Source organism: Vibrio sp. CB1-5, from assembly GCF_059412285.1.
In genome coordinates this window covers 71935-93673 of record NZ_JBJHPB010000016.1, presented here as the reverse complement: position 1 = coordinate 93673, position 21739 = coordinate 71935, and the positions used below count along the sequence as shown (strand labels likewise).

The 21739-nt window shown below is 46.0% G+C and carries 21 protein-coding genes; 17 read left to right on the top strand and 4 right to left on the bottom strand.

Annotated features, from left to right (window positions below):
- Positions 1–64 precede the first annotated feature (64 nt).
- Positions 65–1720, top strand: coding sequence for a L,D-transpeptidase family protein (locus ACJB0T_RS12970; protein WP_479289558.1), 1656 nt, complete (start codon positions 65–67; stop codon positions 1718–1720).
- Positions 1721–1926: 206 nt separating this feature from the next.
- Complete coding sequence (locus tag ACJB0T_RS12965; protein WP_479289559.1) at positions 1927–2580, top strand: MBL fold metallo-hydrolase; 654 nt, start codon at positions 1927–1929, stop codon at positions 2578–2580.
- A gap of 213 nt (positions 2581–2793) precedes the next feature.
- Here ACJB0T_RS12965 and ACJB0T_RS12960 read toward each other — a convergent pair whose 3' ends face one another.
- Positions 2794–3465, bottom strand: a complete 672-nt coding sequence (locus tag ACJB0T_RS12960) for a DUF2982 domain-containing protein (protein WP_479289561.1) — start codon at positions 3463–3465, stop codon at positions 2794–2796.
- Positions 3466–3675: 210 nt separating this feature from the next.
- On the opposite strand from ACJB0T_RS12960, the gene ACJB0T_RS12955 reads away from it, so the two are divergent.
- The 11 genes from ACJB0T_RS12955 to ACJB0T_RS12905 all read left to right on the top strand — a co-directional run bounded on the left by ACJB0T_RS12955 (position 3676) and on the right by ACJB0T_RS12905 (position 15639).
- A complete protein-coding gene (locus tag ACJB0T_RS12955) occupies positions 3676–4038 on the top strand; it encodes a MarR family transcriptional regulator (protein WP_112461504.1) in 363 nt (120 codons plus the stop codon).
- A gap of 389 nt (positions 4039–4427) precedes the next feature.
- Positions 4428–5522, top strand: coding sequence for a TRAP transporter substrate-binding protein (locus ACJB0T_RS12950; RefSeq protein WP_479289564.1), 1095 nt, complete (start codon positions 4428–4430; stop codon positions 5520–5522).
- A gap of 107 nt (positions 5523–5629) precedes the next feature.
- On the top strand, positions 5630–6172 hold the full coding sequence (locus ACJB0T_RS12945) for a TRAP transporter small permease subunit (RefSeq protein WP_479289566.1): 543 nt from the start codon (positions 5630–5632) through the stop codon (positions 6170–6172).
- A 10-nt stretch (positions 6173–6182) separates the two neighbouring features.
- Complete coding sequence (locus ACJB0T_RS12940; RefSeq protein ID WP_353498438.1) at positions 6183–7466, top strand: TRAP transporter large permease; 1284 nt, start codon at positions 6183–6185, stop codon at positions 7464–7466.
- A 155-nt stretch (positions 7467–7621) separates the two neighbouring features.
- A complete protein-coding gene (locus ACJB0T_RS12935; RefSeq protein ID WP_479289568.1) occupies positions 7622–8971 on the top strand; it encodes a cache domain-containing protein in 1350 nt (449 codons plus the stop codon).
- Positions 8971–9606, top strand: coding sequence for a response regulator (locus ACJB0T_RS12930; RefSeq protein WP_479289570.1), 636 nt, complete (start codon positions 8971–8973; stop codon positions 9604–9606). Before ACJB0T_RS12935 ends, ACJB0T_RS12930 begins: the two co-directional genes overlap by 1 nt.
- Positions 9607–9713: 107 nt before the next feature.
- A complete protein-coding gene (locus ACJB0T_RS12925; RefSeq protein WP_042498081.1) occupies positions 9714–10190 on the top strand; it encodes a MarR family winged helix-turn-helix transcriptional regulator in 477 nt (158 codons plus the stop codon).
- A 326-nt stretch (positions 10191–10516) separates the two neighbouring features.
- Positions 10517–12088, top strand: coding sequence for a BCCT family transporter (locus tag ACJB0T_RS12920; protein ID WP_479289572.1), 1572 nt, complete (start codon positions 10517–10519; stop codon positions 12086–12088).
- A gap of 215 nt (positions 12089–12303) precedes the next feature.
- Positions 12304–14187 carry a methyl-accepting chemotaxis protein gene (locus tag ACJB0T_RS12915; RefSeq protein WP_479289574.1) on the top strand — a complete coding sequence of 628 codons (1884 nt, stop codon included), beginning with the start codon at positions 12304–12306 and terminating at the stop codon, positions 14185–14187.
- 141 nt (positions 14188–14328) lie between these two features.
- Complete coding sequence (locus ACJB0T_RS12910; protein ID WP_479289576.1) at positions 14329–14934, top strand: DNA-3-methyladenine glycosylase I; 606 nt, start codon at positions 14329–14331, stop codon at positions 14932–14934.
- Positions 14935–14958: 24 nt separating this feature from the next.
- Positions 14959–15639: a DNA-3-methyladenine glycosylase I gene (locus ACJB0T_RS12905; RefSeq protein ID WP_479289578.1), complete on the top strand. Its 681-nt coding sequence runs from the start codon at positions 14959–14961 to the stop codon at positions 15637–15639.
- 68 nt (positions 15640–15707) lie between these two features.
- Here the strand turns inward: ACJB0T_RS12905 and ACJB0T_RS12900 are convergent, their stop codons facing one another.
- Positions 15708–16223 (bottom strand): glycine cleavage system transcriptional repressor, encoded by a 516-nt coding sequence (locus ACJB0T_RS12900; RefSeq protein ID WP_479289579.1) that lies wholly within the window; start codon positions 16221–16223, stop codon positions 15708–15710.
- 220 nt (positions 16224–16443) lie between these two features.
- Between ACJB0T_RS12900 and ACJB0T_RS12895 the strand changes: the two genes are divergently transcribed.
- From ACJB0T_RS12895 to ACJB0T_RS12880, 4 genes are all read left to right on the top strand, one after another.
- The gene (locus ACJB0T_RS12895; RefSeq protein WP_479289581.1) at positions 16444–17685 is read left to right on the top strand and encodes a CinA family nicotinamide mononucleotide deamidase-related protein; all 1242 of its coding nucleotides are present in this window, start codon (positions 16444–16446) and stop codon (positions 17683–17685) included.
- Positions 17686–17874: 189 nt separating this feature from the next.
- A complete protein-coding gene (locus ACJB0T_RS12890; RefSeq protein ID WP_479289583.1) occupies positions 17875–18114 on the top strand; it encodes a hypothetical protein in 240 nt (79 codons plus the stop codon).
- A 211-nt stretch (positions 18115–18325) separates the two neighbouring features.
- On the top strand, positions 18326–19345 hold the full coding sequence (locus tag ACJB0T_RS12885; RefSeq protein WP_479289586.1) for a DUF2804 domain-containing protein: 1020 nt from the start codon (positions 18326–18328) through the stop codon (positions 19343–19345).
- A gap of 34 nt (positions 19346–19379) precedes the next feature.
- Complete coding sequence (locus ACJB0T_RS12880; RefSeq protein ID WP_479289588.1) at positions 19380–20228, top strand: sterol desaturase family protein; 849 nt, start codon at positions 19380–19382, stop codon at positions 20226–20228.
- Positions 20229–20293: 65 nt separating this feature from the next.
- On the opposite strand, the gene yfaE is transcribed toward ACJB0T_RS12880, so the two are convergent.
- Complete coding sequence (gene yfaE / locus ACJB0T_RS12875; RefSeq protein WP_479289590.1) at positions 20294–20569, bottom strand: class I ribonucleotide reductase maintenance protein YfaE; 276 nt, start codon at positions 20567–20569, stop codon at positions 20294–20296.
- Positions 20569–21702, bottom strand: a complete 1134-nt coding sequence (gene nrdB / locus ACJB0T_RS12870; protein ID WP_479289592.1) for a class Ia ribonucleoside-diphosphate reductase subunit beta — start codon at positions 21700–21702, stop codon at positions 20569–20571. The genes yfaE and nrdB overlap by 1 nt, the downstream gene beginning before the upstream one ends.
- Positions 21703–21739 lie beyond the last annotated feature (37 nt).

The window sequence follows — 21739 nt, the reverse complement described above, 5'->3', positions numbered from 1 at the left end:
AAAATAGCACTTTCCGAAGTGTGATTTCTGCCATACTTAAGATCCGGTCTAAGGAGGTGGGTAAATGCGAAACTGGTTAGTATTGCTGAGCGTATTGGTCTCGGCATTGTCAAGCTCAGTCGCCGTCACAGCGGCGCCCGATCAGCTCGTCTCGGATTCTAGCGAGCTTACCTCTTATTCTGTTAAACATATTGAACCAATCCTCAAGCCAACTGCACTAGAGGCACATAAGCAAGGCGAGCTCACACCTGCAACAGAGAGTGTTTTTCTCTATCCTCAGCTCGTTGAATATGTCTATTCCCGACTGGAGCGCGCGACACTCTGGGCGGATCTAGAGCTCAATGGTCAAGTTAACTTGCAGCTTGATGTGGTAAGACTGGCTGGCTTCAGCCCGGTGTTTGAACGCCGTGTCGAGTTAATGCAAGCCGCTTATCAAAAACAAGACTTAGCCCTGTACGATAAGCTCACAACCGACACATTTCTTCTCTATATGAGTTACGTCGCTGCTTCCGCAGACAAAGGTAAAGAGTGGTATTTCATCTCTGATTTAAATGAGGTCATGCCAAGACCTTCTGCGACGGAAGTGGACTTGCTAGTCTCCGCTTTTGAAACAGGAAAACAGGCGGAATACGTGAAAAGTCTCGCCTCACCAATGCTGAAACAGCCGGGATTTGAAAATGTGTATATTGATTTGGTAGTTAAGTCGCAATTGGACATGCCGCTATACGAACAAGCTGGATTTTTGCGCAAGGGCGATGTGTTATTACCACAACAATATGCGTTGTTGGTAGAGCGGCTGCAAGCAGCGGATGTTGAGGTCTTGGTTCGCGAAGATTATCTCTTTGATAAATCGCTCGATTTCTCCGTGCGCGAGTTTCAGCGTCTCTACGGGCTCAATGATGATGGCATTATAGGGCCAAACACCATCGAATGGCTTAACAAGTCTGCCAATGACAAGTTAAGGATTTTAGCCTTGAACTCAGAGCGCTCACGTTTGTGGCCAGAGCAGCGTCAGAATATCATTTTGGTCAATGTGCCTAGCTTTCAGCTCAAGTATTGGGATGAAGGAGAAACGCGTTTCGAGACTCGAGTCATCGTTGGAAAAACCAGTCGCCAGACGCCGATCTTTGAAACCAAAATGGATTCATTGATCCTTAACCCAACATGGAATGTGCCTTGGAAGATTATGGTCAAAGACATCATTCCAAAAGTGAAACGCGACCCAACCTACTTATTCTCGCAGCGCTTCGAGATATTGGAAGGGTGGGCAAGCCAAAACCGTATTGACCCGACCATGATCAATTGGAGCGAAGTGAATGCGAAACGCTTTCCTTACCGCATGCGCCAAAAGGCAGGTGAGTTAAATGCGCTAGGGCAATACAAGTTCAACACGCCGAATGCTCAAGCGATATTCCTCCATGACACACCAAGTAAGCACTTGTTCGATGAAAGCTTGCGCGCCTTTAGTTCAGGTTGCGTCAGGGTAGAGCATGCTGATCAGTTTGCAGAGGTGCTATTAGAGGTACAAGGAAAAAGCTTAGAGGATGTTGCTTCATCGATGCCTAATAAAGCCATCGCGTTCAAAGAGCGCGTTCCTGTGCACATCATCTACCAGACTGCTTGGTTGGTTGATGGCAAAGCACATTTTCGAGGCGATGTGTATCGTTACGACGATAAGCGTGACCCAGCAGAAGAGGCTGCGTTATCAAGTAATCGATAGAATACACACTTTAGCAAAGCCACTGTGGAGATTAGGTCACGGTGGCTTTTTTATTTTTAGAAGCTTGTGTTTCTAGAGAATAGCGTTGTATCTATAACCTAGAGTTTTCACTGCTTTGAATTTCATTGTGTGGCGTGAGTCAGAGACTTGTTATTCTTCTGGGACAGTGTCATAGTCGCCACAGTTTACAAAATATAGGGTTTATCATGAGTCTTAAGTATCAAATCGTACCGGTCACTACCTTCGCGCAGAACTGTTCTATTGTATGGTGTGACGAAACTATGAAAGGTATTGTGGTTGATCCAGGCGGCGACGTAAAACAGTTGTTAGCTTTGGTTGAACAGCTTGGCGTAACGGTTGAAAAATTGGTATTAACTCACGGTCACCTTGACCATGTCGGTGGTACGGTAGAAATGTCTGAGTCTCTCAAGGTTGACATTATCGGCCCTCATAAAGCCGACAACTTCTGGCTGCAAGGTTTGGAAGGGCAGAGCCAGATGTTTGGCTGGCCACTAACGGAGGCGTTTGAGCCAACTGAGTGGCTAGATGAAGGCGAGGTTGTCACTTTCGGTAATCAATCACTGAGCGTATACCACACGCCAGGTCATACACCGGGCCACGTTTGCTTGTTCAATGATGACGCTAAGGTCGCATTTGTGGGTGATGTGCTGTTTAATGGCAGCATCGGTCGTACGGATTTCCCACAAGGTGATCATGCAACATTAATCAACTCGATCAAAACCAAGCTGTGGCCACTAGGTAATGATGTGAAATTTGTACCTGGTCATGGTCCAGAGTCGACGTTTGGTCGTGAGCGTGTCTCCAATCCGTACGTTGCTGACGAGATGCCACTTTACTAAAGTTTTACATAGTCAAAAATATAATCTAGTCATCCCCATATTTTCGTCATCCCCTTGAAAAAGGGGATCTCATGCGACGAGTGACTCACCTAATTTGAGCACAATACTCGCCGACAAAGATCCTCACTTTCGCGAGGATGACGGGGCTATTGCATTGGCGTAGTACATCGAATCTCGTCGATATACATTATCGAGCCTCCACGTTTCGGCATGCTAAACCTCACTCCGGCTTGCAGCTGCCTGATAACGTCGAGCCAGTCCCACAAAATCTTCTCCCGCTCTATCTAAATCGGCTTCGCCGATGAACACGTCGTATCCGTAGAACTCTCTTTGATGCTTCATACGATTGGCAAGCATGGCCAGCAGGCCTTTGTATTCGATGCCGCGCTCATCGATAAAGGGTTCGGCGTCAAGAACAATGTCTTCAAAGCTCTTGGTCGGTGAGGTTTGCTGTACGCCGATATAAAGTAGTGCTCGTTGGCTGAGCAGAATATCGGTGGCAATTCGCGGACAGATGGCATCTAAATAAGGGCCGTACTCCTTAATCCTAAGACCAATCCAGGGTAGAGGTTTGTGCCAGCCCTCTTGATGTTGAGTGCAGATCCCAATTCTTTCAACATTCGCCCAGCGCAGCACCCAACCGCCTTTAAACAAATGCTGCTGAAGATGAGTACTGGTTAGGGTAAACGTGACGCGACTTTTTTGTAGCATAAGGTAAGCAAAGCCCGACACGCCCGCAAAAATGCCAATGAACAGCCACGCATGCTCCCAAGACGGCGAGAGCAATAAAAAGCAGAAACAGACCAACGCACCCACGCCGGCCAGCATTCTGACGGTAGGGGAGTCCCAAGTATAGTGGTGATTGCTAAGATGTAATGTGTCCATAATCGGTGCCATCAATGAATACTGACCTCACTTTATACTGGTGAAACAACCACAAAGTTTATTGTATAAATAATAGTCATTGTTGGCTCGGGACGGCATTTTTGTCTCGAGTTTGTGTCAAGACCCTACAAAAGCATTCAAAATTTTGGTATAAAACGCGCTTCAAATTTTGACCACTGCCTTGATGCAGTGAATTGGAGAGAAAACTCGATGAGACTTGCTCATAAGCGCAAAGTGCAAGCAAAATTGCAAAAGCGTATTAAAGCGGTAGTTGCCAACACAGCCGCTGCAACAAAAACAGCAAAGCCTGTTGTAGCAAAAGCACCTGTAGTTGAAACCGCAACTGCGACAAAAAAAGTTGATGTAGCCCTAACTCCTAAACAGCAACAGGTGCTAGACATCGTTGCTAACAACGCTGAAGGCATCAACCCGAAAGGTATCGGCCTTGCTGCTGGCCAAGAAGATGCGAAAGCAGCCTCTTGGGCAACTGGCGCTCTAAAGAAACTTCTTGAAGAAGGTTTGGTAGCGAAAGAGCAGCTAGCGGGCAACAAAGTGATCTACAAAGCGCTGTAAGCGTTCACTTTACCCAATTTCAAAAGAACCCCTCTCGAGGGGTTTTTTTGATCTTGTCGTCTGGCTAAACGGTAGATGTTAGCGACAGATGTCACAAAAGTAGCCACTGTGTAATATCTTGCTGATAATAAATGCGTACGTGTTTATCTCATCCCTATCAACTTCCCATTGCCTGTAACTCTTTGAATTAATAAGTCCTGCTTTTAGCTTGAGCTAATAGCCTACGTATTAATACTTAATACCAAGGTCTAAAGGGTTCTATTGATAGTTATAACTCTGCGTGCTCGTACTAATACACCTTGCTGGGTTTTCCATCCATAGTTATCTGGAATGTGAAACTTGGAGTCAGTTACTGGCTTCAAAAAGGAACCTACTCAAGGAACTGGATAATGAGTCTAATCAAGAAATCAGTATCACGTGTCATGAAGAGCACGGCCATCGTAGCTGCAACCTGCCTAGCGTTTGTTGCCGGCAATGCCAGCGCTGACGATAAAGTCTATCGCCTCAAACTTGCAGAAACTTGGGGACCAAACTTCCCAATTTTCGGTGATGCGACCAAGAACATGGCGAAAATGGCTGAGGAAATGTCTAACGGTCGTCTGCAAATCCGAATAGATTCATCCAACAAACACAAAGCGCCATTCGGTGTGTTTGATATGGTGAAATCTGGCCAGTACGACATGGGTCACTCTGCGTCTTACTACTGGAAAGGCAAGGTGCCAAATACCCTCTACTTTACGACGATGCCTTTTGGTATGACGGCACCTGAGCAGTATGCGTGGTTCTACCACGGTGGTGGTATGCAGTTGATGGAAAAAGTGTATGACCCACATAATTTGCTGTCTTTCCCTGGTGGTAACACTGACGTACAGATGGGTGGTTGGTTCCAGAAAGAGATCAACAGCGTAGAGGACCTACAAGGTCTGAAGATGCGTATCCCTGGCTTCGCGGGCGAAATCCTAGCTGAAGTTGGCGCTAAACCAACGAATATTGCATCGGGTGAATTGTATACATCGCTAGAACGTCGCACGATTGACGCGCTAGAGTGGGTAGGCCCTTCACTTGATCTTCGTATGGGCTTTCACAAAATCGCACCCTACTACTACACAGGTTGGCATGAGCCAGCAACAGAGCTTCAGTTCCTCGTTAACAAACGTACTTGGAACAAACTTCCGGATGATCTGAAAGCGATTCTGCAAATTGCAATGAAGACAGCCGCGTACGACATGTACATTCAATCGACTCACGAAAGTGGTAAAAACTGGGCGACTATCCAAACGGATTACCCTGACGTGAAAGTGAAAGACTTCCCGAAAGAAGTGTTGGATGCGCTTCGTGATGCCAACGATAAACTGCTTAAGCAACACGCTGACAAAGATGAAATGGCGAAAGAGATCCAAGCATCACAAGCCGCTTACCTAGAGCAAGTACGTTCGTGGACTGATATCGCGTCGAAAGCTTACCTAAACAAGTTCGACGACTAACCCCCAGCTCAAGTGGCGTAGCTCCTGCGCCACTTTCTTTTTATACCCATTGTCGTACGCCCTAATCATAATTATTAACGAATCACGGCGGATAGGCGGAAAGTTGTATGCGTAGTTTAATTTATATCGAAAGACTGTTTAACAAGATAGCCGATGCGCTCGGGTGGCTATCCAGTGTTCTTTTTCTTCTTCTGTTAGCAAACGTGGTTTATGACGTTGTCATGCGCTACGTCTTTAATGATGTGTCGATTGCCTTCCAAGAAATGGAGTGGCACCTGTTTTCAGCGGTGTTCTTATTAGGTGTGCCTTATGCCATTAAAGCGGGCGGCCACGTTCGTGTGGATGTGTTCTATGAGCGTTTATCTATGAAGGCGCAGGCCATTATCGATTTACTCGGCACCTTTATCTTTTTGTTCCCATTTTGCCTATTGGTCGCTTGGTACGGTATCGACTTTGCGAAAGAAAGTTTTGAGCTTGGTGAAACTTCCGGTGACCCAGGTGGCTTACCTTATCGTTGGGTGATTAAAGCGATGATCCCATTGTCCTTCTCATTTATGGCGATTGCTGGCTGCGGATTGGTGCTTCACTCATTGAACAAATTGTTTAATCCGCATTTGATGTACGCAAAGTCTTCCGACGCTAAAGAATAAGGACGTTCTCATGATCGGTATTGTGATGTTTTTTGTAGCCTTGTTCGCGCTACTACTTGGTTTCCCTGTCGCCTTCACCTTTGGTGGCATTGCATTAATTTTTGGTGTTTGGGCTGAAGGCATGGAGATGTTTGCCTTTATGCCATATCGAATTCAATCCATCATGGAGAATACGGTACTCATGGCGGTGCCTCTGTTTGTCTTCATGGGGTTGGTGCTTCAAAAGACGCGCTTAGCAGAGCAGCTTTTGGAGTCAATGGGACGCTTATTTGGTGGTGTGCGAGGCGGAATTGCTATCTCTACGGTGCTGGTGGGTGCATTGCTGGCCGCATCAACGGGTGTGGTTGGTGCTTCTGTTGTAGCAATGGGTCTTATCTCTCTGCCTGTCATGCTTAAGTACAATTACGACAAAGGGCTTGCCTGCGGTACGATTTGCGCATCGGGTACCCTTGGACAAATCATTCCACCTTCTATCGTACTCATCTTGCTTGGTGATGTGTTGGGTGTGCCGGTTGGCGATCTATTCCAAGCGGCGCTGTGGCCAGGGTTTGTTCTAGTTGGTGCCTACGTACTCTATATTCTTATCTATGCCAAGCTGAACCCAGAGAGCGCGCAGCCAATCCCACGTGATGAGTCTATTTCACGCTCAGAAGAGGTGAAAACGGCCCTTAAAGCTATAATTCCACCTTTAGCGTTGATTGTAGTCGTACTGGGCTCGATATTCGCCGGTATTGCGACGCCAACAGAGTCTGCAGCACTGGGCGGCGCTGGTGCGATTGTGTTGGCTGTGCTTTATCGTCAATTTAGCTGGAGCATGCTTTACGATGCGTCCAAAGAAACGGTAAAAGTGACGGCGATGGTGTTCGCAATCTTGCTTGGTGCGACCGCTTTCTCAATGGCGTTTACCTACACTGGCGGCGATATGCTGGTGGAAGAGTGGATGCTAGAAATTCCAGGTGAAAAATGGGGCTTCTTGATCATCACTATGCTGGTTATCTTGATCCTTGGTTTCTTCATCGACTTCGTTGAAATCTGCTTCATCATCGTACCTATGATTGCGCCAGTCGCCGAGCTGATGGGTATCAACATGACGTGGTTTGCTATCTTGATTGCGATGAACCTACAGACCTCGTTCTTAACACCACCATTTGGATTTAGCCTGTTTTATCTTAAGGGAGTGGCGCCAAATGGAGTCACGACACGTGATATCTATCGAGGCGTGATGCCATTCATCGCGATACAGATAGTGGTGCTAGCTTCTCTTCTCATCTTCCCAGAGTTCTATGGAATGTGATCGCCTTGGCGTAAGCTCAGCATAGCGTTTCATTTCACCGCCACTCGTTGGTAAGGTTAGTAAAGCTGCATTTAGTGCAGCTTTACTCGTAAGTGCAAAGGTGAATGCAGTTAAGGGGCGAATATAGCAAAAGGCGAATTTAGGAAAGGATTTCTATGCCGTTAAAAGCCAAACTGATTCTACTGACGTTGATCCCGCTGGTCATTGTAACCGCGAGCGTCAGTTGGATTACTCTCTACCAAGCTAAAGCGTTAGGCGAAAAGGAAATCAGTATCTTTCGCGAGAGTTTGATTCGCACGAAAGAAGCGGCATTGAAAGACAGTGTTGAATTAGCTTTTGATGCCATCGAACAAGCGTATCTAGACCCCACGCTGTCCGAACAAGAGGCGAAAGCCGAGGTGAGAGCTATTTTGAATCGTCTTCGTTATGGCACAGACGGGTATTTCTTTGCTTACGACAAGGAAGGCACCAATTTAGTTCATCCCATCATTCCCGAATTAGTCGGACGCAACCTGCTAAAACTCCAAGATCAAGATGGCGATTACTTGATAGAAGCGCTGCTGTTTCAAGCGCAAGCGGGAGGCGGTTTTCACCAGTATTTGTGGCAAAAACCGTCAACAGGCGAAACGGTCACCAAGTTGAGCTACGCCGCATGGCTCGATAAATGGGAGTGGATGATTGGTACAGGCTTGTATATTGAAGATGTCGCCCAAGAAGTGGCGGTGCTGCGCGCAGCCATCGACAACAATATCGAAACTACCATGTTTTCTATTGTTACCATTTTTGCCGTCACGGTGGCGGTGATCATTGTATTGACGCTGGCGATCAATTGGCACGAACACAAGCTTGCCGATAAGAACCTGAAAGAACTGGCACATAAGACGGTAATGTTTCAAGAAGATGAGCGCAAGCATTTAGCAAGGGAACTTCACGATGGCGTAAATCAGTTGCTCGTATCGAGTAAGTGTCACTTGGAGTTGATGGACACGGGTAGTGTCGATGACCGCTCTATGGATCATCTCAAACAATCTCAATCCTCGTTGTCAGAAGCGATTATGGAAGTAAGACGCATATCTCATCATCTAAGGCCAAGCGCGTTGGATGATATTGGACTTGAAGCAGCGATTACCACCTTGCTGCAAGACTTTAAAAATTACTCGATGGCGGATACAAACCTGGTGCTTGACGCCAATACGCCCAAACTGAAATCGGAAGTAGCGACTACACTGTATCGAGTCGTGCAGGAGTCGTTAAACAACATTGAAAAGCATGCTAGTGCGACCGAAGTGACGGTGTTTCTCAAGCAGTTTGGTGAAGTACTGCAACTTATTGTGTCTGACAATGGTGTTGGCTTTGATGTCAGTAGCGCGATGAATAGCCGTGGTATAGGTCTGCGTAATATGCGCGAGCGAGTCGAATTTATCGGTGGTGAGTTTGAGCTGATTAGTGAGTATGGCAAAGGAACGGAAATAACTGTGTTGTTGACGGTAGAAGGAGCGGTGTGATGGACGACCGAATTAGTGTAGTGATTGTCGATGATCATCAAGTAGTGCTTGAAGGATTTATGGCGCGTTTAGAGCGCGAACCCGATATTGATGTGGTGGCAACAGCTAGTAATGGTGTGGAAGCGGTTGAAGTTATCAAACAGTCGATGCCAGATGTAGTATTGATGGACGTCAGTATGCCAATTATGAACGGCATCGAGGCGACCGAAGTGTTAAAAGCGGAATTGCCTAATGTTCGCGTATTAATGCTGACTATGCATGACAACCGTGAGTACATTATGAAGGTGATGCAGGCTGGGGCAGTGGGCTACATGCTTAAAGAGATCTCAGCCGAGAAAATGGTGCAAGCGATTAAGACTGTCCATCAAGGTTCGACCTATTTTTGCGAGTCGGTGACTCAAACATTGTTTTCTCAAGACATCACTCCAACGGCGGTTAAATCGAATCCGTTGAGTCGCCGAGAAGAGTCTGTTTTGACTTTGGTCGCTCAAGGGTGCAGTAGTAAGAAGATCGCTCAACTGTTGAGTATTTCTTATCGAACCGTAGAGACGCATCGTCAGAATATTAAGCATAAGTTGGATTTGCATTCTACGGCAGAATTAGCGAAGTATGCGTTGGAGAATGGTCTGTCCTAGTGTTTTAGGAATGTGATCCCACATGATTTTTATCAAATTTCCCACGCATCAACAGAGAAGTTCTGTTATAAAGTGCCCGCAATATCAGTGAACGTTTGGAATGAGTTTTGGAAAAACACGAAGAAGTCTTAGTAGCGTTGCGTCAGATCATTCGAGCTATCGATCTACATTCGAAGAAGCTTAAGAAAGAGTGTGGTTTGACTGGCCCGCAATTGATCCTCATGAATACCATTCGAGATATGGGGGATGTGACTATTCGTGAGTTGTCGAATTCCACTAATATTAGTCAGGCGACCGCGACGACGATTATTGACCGTCTCGAAGCGCAGGAATACGTCAAGCGTGTACGTAGCCAACAAGACAAACGCAAAGTCCACGCGGTATTGACTGAAAAAGGTCAAGAGGTACTGAAGAATTCGCCACCGCCACTACAAGATAATTTCGTGAATAAGTTTCAAGCGCTGGAGAGTTGGGAGCAGACGTTGCTTCTGTCGTCCATCCAGCGCATTTCATTGATGATGAACGCAGACGATCTTGATGCAGCACCCGTTTTGCAGCTTGATAGCAATATATCGAAAAACTAAAATACTATCCGGGCCTGGTGGTTTTTCGTGCTGTTATCAAGCCCGGTTTTCTCTTTCCTCTCACCGTCATATCGTTTTTTACATCTCTACTCTGTGCTTTTAAGCATCATACTCCTTCGAGTACTAATCTTTTTTATATCCAAGCTATTTGTTTAAAATATCGCCATAAAAATCACATATTGTGAAATTACACTTATAATTTGGTAGAGTACTGCGCTGAAAAGTAGATTAATGCGTGTTCTCTGCGATTTTTGTATGCCAAAGTCGCCGTTATATAGAACATTAAATGCTTTGAGTTGGAAGCAATTTGGTCATAGAGAGGATTCATGACAAAGGGTATTGATAAGTACAGTATTGATAGTACTGACTACACCATTGGACAGGATAATGTCCAGAAGTGGGGGTTTGATGTTCATAACCCTGTATTCGGGATCAGTGCAGGTTTTATTGCGCTTCTCCTAGTAATGACCGTGATTGTTGATGCCGAGACGGCAAAAAGTGCACTTGATGGAATCAAGTGGAGCATCATCGATAAGTTTGACTGGCTATTCATGTGGTCCGGCAATATTTTCGTTGTTTTTTGTTTGGTGTTGATTGTGACGCCTTTCGGTAAAATCCGTCTAGGTGGTACTGATGCGGTTGCCGACTACTCATTCATGTCTTGGCTGGCGATGCTGTTTGCTGCAGGTATGGGTATCGGTCTAATGTTTTGGAGTGTGGCTGAGCCGGTCGCTTACTTTACGGGGTGGTACGAAACACCGCTTGGTGTAGAAGCGAATACAGAACAGGCGAAAGAGCTGGCGATGGGTGCCGTGATGTTCCACTGGGGTCTTCACCCTTGGGCGATTTACGGCGTGGTAGCGCTATCACTGGCGTTTTTTGCGTACAACAAAGGTTTGCCGCTTTCAATGCGTTCAGTCTTCTATCCAATTTTAGGTGATAGAGCTTGGGGCTGGGCAGGTCACGTAGTCGATATCCTAGCTGTACTGGCGACCCTATTTGGTCTTGCAACGTCATTGGGTTTAGGCGCACAGCAAGCGGCTAGCGGTATTCAGCACGTATTCGGTATTGAAGCGGGTATGACGCTACAAGTTATTGTTATTGCGGTTGTGACGCTGCTAGCGGTGGTATCGGTGCTTCGTGGTATTGATGGCGGCGTAAAAGTCATCAGTAATATCAACATGATTGTCGCTTTCTTACTACTGATCTTGGTGGCGATTATTGGTTATGCGGTCACATTCGCAGCAATTCCAGACACCTTATTCGCTTACCTAAAGAACATCATTCCACTAAGTAACCCTCATGGTCGCGAAGACGAAGCTTGGATGCATGGTTGGACTGTATTCTACTGGGCTTGGTGGATTTCATGGTCCCCATTCGTAGGTATGTTTATCGCACGTGTATCGAAAGGTCGTACCGTTCGTGAGTTTATTACCGCAGTACTGATTGTCCCAACGACGGTGACTGTGATCTGGATGTCTGTGTTCGGCGGTTTGGCTATTGATCAAGTTGTGAACCAAGTAGGTACGCTTGGTGCTAACGGTCTACGTGATGTGCCGCTGGCGATGTTCGAAATGTTCGATGCGCTGCCAATGGGTACGCTACTTTCGATCATTGCTGTCGTTCTGGTGCTGGTATTCTTTATTACCTCGTCAGACTCTGGCTCTTTGGTTATAGATAGCATTACGGCTGGTGGTAAAGTCGATGCGCCCGTTATTCAGCGTGTATTCTGGGCATTCATGGAAGGTGCTATTGCGGTTGCGCTTCTTTGGATTGGTGGCACAGAGGCGATTGCTGCTCTGCAAGCCGGTGCTATTTCATCAGCACTACCATTCACTGTTATCTTGCTTATGATGTGTGTGAGCTTGCTAATGGGTATGAAGACAGAGCGTTATTAACGAATCTAATACCAAAACTAGGGCAGCTTGTTAGCTGCCCTTTTTTATGCCGAAACTTTGATGGTTGTCAGAATGTTGACGCTATTTATCTGTGAAAAGCCAATATATTACCGCTCGATCTTATGAACAAATGTGTATATTATTCGACCGCAATCCGCTAATTCATAATTATAATGAATAGCCAATAAATCCTATAAATAACAGAATAATAACTTATGAACTTATCATTAAGACAAAAGCTCATTGCCGCTACCTTGAGCGCAGTGATCATTATGGCTTTGGCTTTGACCATCCTTTCTGCCAATCAACTTTCTTCACAAACCAATGCTGCCATCACCGCTCGTGCTAACAACGTATCCTCTGCGGCCGTTGAAGGCATTAAAAACTGGATTGATATTCGCAAAGACATTGCTAGCGCGTTTAATGGCTTCGCTGATCAAGAAAACAAAGTGCCTTATTTGCAGCAGGCTCGTATCGCTGGTGGGTTCGATGACATCTTCTTTGGTACCCCAGAAGGGGAGATGCACCGTTCTCATCCAGAACGTAATCGTGCCGATTACGATCCAAGAACCCGACCTTGGTATCAAGATGCGCAAGCTGCTAACAAACAGATCATCACAGAGGCGTATCAAGATGCGATCACCAATGCATTATTGGTGACGATAGCGGAGCCGGTTCGTGTGAACGGCAAGTTCGCGGGTATCGTAGGTGCCGATGTATTGATTGATCAACTGGTCAACGATGTTATTAGCCTAAATGTCGGTAACAATGCCAGTGCTATGCTGATAGACCTGACCAATGGTACATTTCTCGCGCATCCGAAGAAGTCACTGTTGCTTGAGCCTGTGACTGCACTTGGTCAAAACTTCACGACTCGCACCATTGAACAAAAAGTAGCAGATCGCTCAATTTTGGAGTTCACTCTAAACGGTTCAGAAAAGCTTATGTTGTTCTCACAAGTCCCGGGCACCAACTGGGTGTTTGCTATCGAGTTAGACAAAGCGACTGAACTGGCTGGTCACCAAACAGCACTAACGCAACTGATTGTAACGTCGTTGATTATTTTAGTGTTAGTCGCAGTCGTGGCTTCTTGGCTAATGAGTTTCTTAGTCACAGACCTGGCTCGCGTATCAAAAGCGCTTAAAGAAATAGCGTCTGGTGAGGGGGACCTTACGCAGCGTTTGGAGCCGAGAAGTAAAGACGAAGTCGGACAGCTCGCACGTAACTTCAATACGTTTGTTAGTTATATGCATGAAACAGTCATGCACTTGAAAGATGTCTCTATTGCACTGTCTGAGCAAGCCAAAGATACGGCAACACATGCGCGAGTAAGAAGTCAGCGTATTCAAACGCAGCAAGATGAAATTAACATGGTGGCGACAGCTATTAATGAAATGGCTGCTGCGACACAAGAGATTGCCAATAATGCTGACATGACAGCCTCAAACTCATCTGAGGCAGTTGGAGCAAGTACGCATGGCGCAGGCCAAGTATCACAAACTCAAGGCTCGATTCAGAATCTGGCTGCAGAAGTGGATGTAGCAACTGCGGTAATCCAAGAGCTTGAAGTGCATGGCAACAGCATCAATACCATTCTGTCGACGATTCAAGATATCGCTGAGCAAACCAATTTGTTGGCTTTGAATGCCGCCATTGAAGCCGCTCGTGCCGGAGAGCAAGGCCGCGGGTTTGCAGTCGTGGCTGATGAAGTTCGTGTGTTGAGTCAGCGTACTCATGCCTCGACTCAAGAGATCCAAAGCACAATTGAAACGTTACAAAGCACAACTGCGAAGGCGGTCGGTATCATGGGTGACAGCAAAATGCTGGCCGAAACAAGTGTTGATGATGCCAATAGCGCAGCAACGAGCTTGACGCAGATCCATGCCGCAGTGGAGCAAATCAGTGATATGGCGGCACAGATTGCTACGGCTGCTGAAGAGCAAGCTTCAGTAACATCTGAAATTACCCGCAATACGCAAGGCATTCGCGATGTTTCTGATGAGCTTGCAGAAGAAGCGCAAGAAGCGGCTCAGCAAGCAGTAGAGCTGTCGGACTTATCGCAGAAGCTAGAAAGTGAGATTGGTCGATTCAAGATCTAATCAACAGTAGATCTCACCAACCGTAGTTCTAAACACGGCTTTTAGAAAATCACGGCCTGTGTCAGTACCCTACTGGCACAAGCCGTTTGTTAGGAGTATGCTGAGCTCTAGTGAAAATGGATCGTAACGGAGTTACCGAACATGGTTAATCGCTGCCCTTGGCTGGATGAAACGAAACAAGACTATGTAGAATATCACGATCAAGAGTGGGGCGTGCCCGTTCGTGATGATAAAACCTTGTTTGAATTTCTGGTGTTAGAATCTGCTCAGGCAGGATTAAGTTGGTACACCATACTTAAAAGACGCGAAGGGTATCGATGTGCGTTTGCCAATTTTGATGTCGAGAAAGTGGCCGCCTTTACTAAAGAGGATGAGCTGCGCTTACAGCAAGATACTGGCATCATTCGTAACAAGCTAAAAATAAGCTCAACGATTACCAACGCTCAATACTTTATAGAGATCCAAAAAGAGTTTGGTAGCTTTAGCGACTATCTATGGTCGTTTACTAGTCATAAGGTGTTAGTCAGCACTTATAAGGCACTTGAGGACTATCCTGCGACCTCGAAAGTATCAGATGCGCTCAGTAAAGATCTTAAAAAACGTGGCTTTAAGTTTGTTGGCTCGACTATCATCTATGCGTTTCTCCAAGCCGCAGGGCTTGTCAACGACCACAGCCTCGACTGCTATCGACGCCAAGAGGTCATAGATAGCTACCAAGCGTTAGGTTTACAATACGAGTTAGTTTGATTGTTCAGTTAGTAATGGAAAGTTATGGAAAAGTTTGATTCGATTTATGCGAGAGCAGCAGAGCGAAAAGGGGGAGAACAGGGGCTTGAGTCTATTGTTTCTAAGCCTCTTACGCGAGATGAAATTGCCGCCATTCCAGAGGATCGTTGGTTGTCTGCTTTTTCGATGAAGGTGTTTCAAAGTGGTATCTCATGGAAAGTAGTAAGAAACAAATGGCCAAACTTTGAAGAGCACTTTTTCCAATTTCGCGTTGACCCATTGCTCATGCTCTCTGAAGAACAGTGGGAGCAAAAAGCGCAAGATCCCAAGATTATTCGTCATATGACCAAGGTGATGTCGATTCCTGCCAATGCAGCGATGATTCAGCGAGCACGCTTCGAACATGACTCTTTCGCTCAAATGGTGGCAGATTGGCCGAAGGAGACGATAACGGATTTATGGGCACATCTTAAAAAACACGGCGCTCGTCTGGGGGGCAATACCGGCCCTTATGCGTTACGTCAATTGGGTGTAGATACCTTTATTTTGTCCAATGATGTGGAAGGGTATCTTCGTAATACCAACATCATTGATTCTGGGAGAGGCACCAAACGTGCTATGACTGCTGCAAACAAAGCCTTCATGGAATGGCACCAGCAATCCGGTCGTTCGCTGTCTGAGATAAGCCAAATCATCGCTTATGGGTTTGGAGACAATCGCGTTTAGTGAGTTTGAAACCAAACAAAAAGGGCAAACACTGTTTGCCCTTTTTTCAATTGAAGCGAATTAGTCCGCTACGACTCAAGAATCACACGAGTATCTTCACTCAACGCTTCAAGTTCACTCGCCACGTCTTCTATTTGCATCGCAGGTGGGATTTTCAATGCCATGTTGGCGGTAAATAGGCTAGACCCGATACCGCCGCCGCCAGCGAGAAACACGCGGTGACAATCCATATCTAAAATACGAATATTTTGTCCATCTAAGAATTGAGTGATTTCATTGACGATACCTGCTCTGTCATTGGCGTCGAGTCTTAACTGGAAAACCGTCTCTTGCTCATGACGATGCGGGTCAGTATCTGAAATCTGAACGAGCAAACCTTGTTGATTGTTGAAGGCATCTTTGACAACTTGCGCATTGTCACTCGGAAGCTCGACTTTAATGACAGCGGCAACGTTGTCTTCAATAAAGTTCACTTTACTCACCAGCCATTTCCCCCCGTTTTCGTGGGTCACTGATGCGAGGTTTTTAATGGTGGCTGGGGTCGCTTGGCCAACAAAGTTGACAATAAAGGTACTACTGCTCATACATTTCCCTCCACAGGTACAAAACCAATAACTAATTGATTAGTTGCTTCTAGTTTAGATCCAAAAGCGATTGGGCGCATGACCGACTTCAAGGATTGCACGTAAACCTAGCGACTGAGTGCTCTAAATGTAGGTAGGGGCACAAAACGTGTTAATACAGAGGCCTATTGCTATTTCTCAAACTCATGTCATTCTAGAGAAAAACGAATAAGGAGAGAACATGCCTAAAATAGCGATGCTGAGTACTGGAGAAGAGGTTCTATATGGTGACATTGTGGACACCAATGCCGCTTGGCTCAGTCGTGTCTTTTATGAGCATGGGTTTTCTATGTACAAACGCTCGACGGTTGGCGATCAAAGAGCGTCTTTACTGCAAGAGTTGGTGATGCTGAGTCTCAATCTCGACGTAGTTATTGTGAATGGTGGTTTAGGCCCTACATCGGATGACTTGAGCGCTGAAGTAGCGGCGGAAGCAGCGGATGAGCCTTTGGTATTGAATCAAGACTGGCTAGATAACTTAAAATCCTTCTATGCGAAACGCGGTAAACTCATGCCAGAGAGCAACATCAAACAGGCAATGTTGCCCGCTAATGCCTCGGTAGTGGATAACCCTATCGGTACCGCTTGCGGATTCAAAATGATGATCAACGACTGCTTGTTTTACTTTACTCCCGGCGTGCCGAGCGAGTTTAAGAAGATGACTGTCGAACAGATCATCCCTGACCTAAAAGCTGAGTTCCCAAATCAAAAGGGTCGAGTATGTCGACGTATTTATACCTTCGGTTTGTCTGAGTCTGGTATTGCTGACACGCTTTCGAATTTACAGCTTCCCGCTGATTATGAACTTGGTTATCGCTCTTACTTACCGTTCATTGAAGTAAAGCTGTTTGGCCCGTCTGACGACCTAGAAACCGGTGCTCGCGTACTTGCTATGATTGAGAAACTGCTACACAGCAATGTGGTCAGTGTCGATGAACCAATGTTGGAGCGCATTGGACACCTAGTCGAAGTGCACAAGCCGACCATCGCCATCTCGGAGCATTCCACCAAAGGGTGTTTAGCATCATGGTTACAAGATAGTGAGAAGGTATCTCAGTGCTGTGGAGCGACGTGGATCTTAGGTTCCAAAACTGCATCTCCGTTAGATCGTGATAGCGAGCAGTTAGGTGCAACATTGGCACTGGCAGGAGCAACGAAAGGAAACTGTTCGGCCGATATCGCTATCTCGACAGGTAAACTAGAAAACGAGCAGTTCTCTGTTGCGATCTCAACACCAAAAGGAGAGTGGGGGCAAACGCTCAAACTGCAAAGGAGCTACAACGAAAAGAGTGTCAAAACTGTGATCAGTACCGTTGCTGGCGACATGCTGCGACGATACCTAGACAATCAACCGATGTTTCCTGATTATGGCTTTTTGACTAGAACTCAAGACATATTCTTGCCGCTTGATAAGTTATCATGATCTGTTGGGTTTGAAGTGTGTGTTGTTGAATATTCTGTTTAGTTATTTATATATGAAAATTGGATCTAGTTCACAATAAGCTGATCTCTAAAGGGAATTTCAAATTCTCATTTTTGAGAGTAGTTGTTTTTCTCCAAACGATTATAATGATTGCTCACCCCAAAACAGTGGTGTGTAGGAGGGGGAGATATGATCCAGCAATCTAAAATAAGAGTGTTTTATCAAGTGGCGAACGAACAGATCATGCTTGGTGAAGCGTTCAGTAGAAAGTGCGGTGATATAGCAGCTATGTGGTTGAAGGCTCCTATGGAAGAGATCCTGTCTGACGACGGTTTTCGAATCTCACTTTATGACGATGGTGGTCGTCATGTTGCCGATAAGTGCGTATCTATGGGTACCGCCGATTCAATTTTGTCGACAGTAGATTGAACCAAATATTCATTCCTTTTGGGCTGACCTAAGCGTCAGCCCTTTCTTTTTGTACCACATTATTCACGTAGCTCTTAACGGACTTCACGTAGCTCTTAACGGATTTTATTGAAACTGTGATCGCTTTGGTGCTTTTGCTCTAACGCTCGTCCAGACCGAGAAATCTGGTTCATACTTGTACAATCTATCACCACATTATGGGTGTTCGAGTATGGAACTCTCGTCAATTCAGCAAATTAAAACCTTAATCGATGAGACTGGGCGTCCGTTGCAGGGTTATCTCACCTCAATACCAGAGCAGCTCGATGTAGAGAGTTTTCGCTACTTCTCAACCATGGATAAACAGCGCAGTGCGGTTGCCAAGTATTTCCATTACAAACAGTTCCAGTTCATTAGCGTATTTACACCCGACTATGTCATCGGATTCGCGATTGCCGATATACGTTATGTAGGCAATAGCTTTTGCTACCTTTACGACATCAATCGAAATGAACTCCTTGAACAAAGTTGGCTTCGACCATTGGGGCTTGGTTACTCTATGACGCCGTCACCTTGGCAAGGGAAAGCTGCGTTTAACGGCGGTGCACTTGAGCTGAAAATCGAAGAAGGCGTTTGGAGTGCAATGGTTAAGTCCAAGCACTTCTCTATGGATATAACACTCATCCCACCGAGCCATGACAGCGCACCGATTATGGTTAGTTCGCCGACGGGTTATTCGGGCTGGACCTACACTCAAAAGCACAATGCGCTTAATGTCTCAGGCAGTTTGAACGTCGATGGTAAGTCGGTTTTGCTCAACAATGCGCGGGCAGGCTATGACTTTTCAGCAGGGTTTATGCGCCGTGAGACAAGTTGGCGCTGGGCGAGCATCAGTGCAGACTCTAACGGCACCCGAATAGGGTTAAACCTTGCGTCAGGCGTCAATGAAACAGGCGTTAGCGAGAATGCTTTGTGGATAGATGGGCAAAGAATACTTCTTCCTGCTGTACTGTTTGAATTTGATCGACACGATCCCGATTCTGCTTGGAGAATTTACGACTCTAATGGGCAGATTGATCTTCGTTTTATCCCTAAGAATGTGCGCAAGGAGCGACTCAACCTTTGGTTGCTTAAAAGTAACTTTCGTCAGTTTGTAGGTACCTTTTCTGGGACTATCTCACTATCGAATGGACGTACCTATCCGTTGGAGGATTTACTGGGTTTGACAGAAGATCATTACGCCAAATGGTAAGCATTGATCAAAGAGAATAGAAACAAGGATAAGTATGGAAACCCTCGCCGATAGACCTGAACTGTTATTAATTGCGTTAGCGCCCATTTTTCTGCTCATGATGGGGTTGGAATATTGGTTTGGGCAAAGACGCAACAGATTACCTGCGTCGGCTCGATACTCTTTTAAGGAGCTGGTCTGTAACTTTTCTCTAGCGGGGCTGCATCAACTGTCTGATTTATTAGCAGGTTTGTTCATCGCTAAGCTTTATCTGCTCGTGTTTGGGTGGAAGCTGTTTAACATAGAGATGTCGCTTTCCATGTTTCTGCTGCTGATGGTACTGCAAGATTTCTTTTATTACTGGTTCCACCGCGCCAGTCATCGGGTGCGTTGGATGTGGGCGGCACACGTTGTTCACCATAGCTCAGAGAACATGAATTTCAGCACTGCATTTCGCCAAAGCCTGATGTACCCGCTGTCAGGTATGTGGGTGTTTTGGATGCCCCTCGTCATTATTGGTTTTGAGCCCAAATGGGTGGTGTTCGTGGTTTTACTCAACTTAGGGCTTCAGTTCTTTGTGCATACCCAGTGGATTCGCAAGCTTGGTCCATTGGAATGGGTGTTTAACACACCTTCTCATCACCGTGTGCATCATGGGGTCAATGCCCAGTATATCGATAAGAACTACGCTGGAGTGCTGATCGTGTGGGATAGGTTGTTTGGTACCTTTGAGCCTGAGGTGGAGATAGTGCGGTATGGTATTAGTAAGCCGGTTGATAGCTTTCATCCACTGATTGTGACCTTTGCTGAATGGCGAGATCTTATTGGAGCGATGAAAAAAGAAACCAATTGGTATGAGCGGGCGAAAGTCGCTTTGAGACCTCCTTCAGATGATAAGTTCTGAAGATACAAAAAACGGCTCATGGGAGCCGTTTTTTTAGTTAGGAAAGAGCATTCTTTGAATTAAGGCTACGCTCGCTTCTTTATTTGATGCGCAATATTGTCGAGCTCAATGTCAGTTTTCGCTCGACAAATACACGGCAAAATCTCGTTTGCCTGCGTGTAAGCCATCGCAAACCCTACATATTCCACTTCACCTGAGACCAGAGTGCAGCGACACGCACCGCAGTGACCATCTCGACAGTTATACTCTGGCTCTAACCCTGCTTGTTCCATCGTCTCTAGGACAGTGTTGGATGGGTTAGACTTGATCGTGGTGATAGAGTTTATTTTGATGGTTGGCATTAAAGTTCGAAGCCCTCAAAGTCGTCTGCGCTTACTTCGTTGTCGATCTGACCGACTAGGTAAGAACTGATTTCTGCTTCTTGCGGTGCAACCTGTACGTTGTCTGAAGACAACCAAGCGTTGATCCAAGGAATTGGGTTCGATGTTGCGTCTGGGTAAGCGGTATCAAGACCAACCGCCTGCATACGAACGTTGGTGATGTACTCAACGTATTGGCACAGGATGTCTTTGTTTAGACCAATCATAGAGCCATCTTTGAATAGGTATTCTGCCCACTCTTTTTCTTGCTCTGCCGCTTCTTTGAATAGGTCGAAACAGTCTTGCTTACATTCTTCAGCGATTTGCATGAATGAGAAATCGTCTTGACCGTTACGAAGCAGGTTAATCATGTGCTGAGTACCGGTTAGGTGCAGTGCTTCATCACGAGCGATTAGCTTGATGATTTTTGCATTACCTTCCATTAGCTCACGCTCAGCAAATGCGAATGAACAAGCAAAACTTACGTAGAAACGAATCGCTTCTAGTGCGTTCACTGACATCAGACATAGGTACAGCTTCTTCTTCAGCTCATACAAGTTAACTTTAATTTCTTCGCCGTTGAGGTTGTGTGTACCTTCACCGAAGCGGTGGTAGTCGTTTGTCGCTTGAATCAGGTCATCGTAGTAGTGTGCGATGTCTTTCGCACGCTTAAGGATGTGCTCGTTTTCAACGATATCGTCAAAAACCACACCCGGATCGTTCACGATGTTACGGATGATGTGCGTGTAAGAACGAGAGTGGATAGTTTCAGAGAACGACCATGTCTCGATCCACGTTTCTAGTTCCGGAAGCGACACAAGCGGCAGTAGAGCAACGTTAGGGCTACGACCTTGAATCGAGTCTAGAAGCGTTTGGTACTTCAGGTTACTGATGAAGATGTGCTTTTCATGCTCTGGAAGCTTGTTGTAGTCGATGCGGTCGCTTGACACGTCTACTTCTTCTGGACGCCAGAAGAACGAAAGCTGCTTTTCGATCAGCTTTTCAAAAATCTCAAATTTTTGTTGGTCGTAACGCGCAACGTTGACTGGTTGACCCAGAAACATGGGTTCTTTAAGCGCGTTATTTTTAGTTTGGGTAAAAGTACTGTAAGCCATGATGCTGCAATCCTTTTTAAGCCCCTCCTTCACAAGG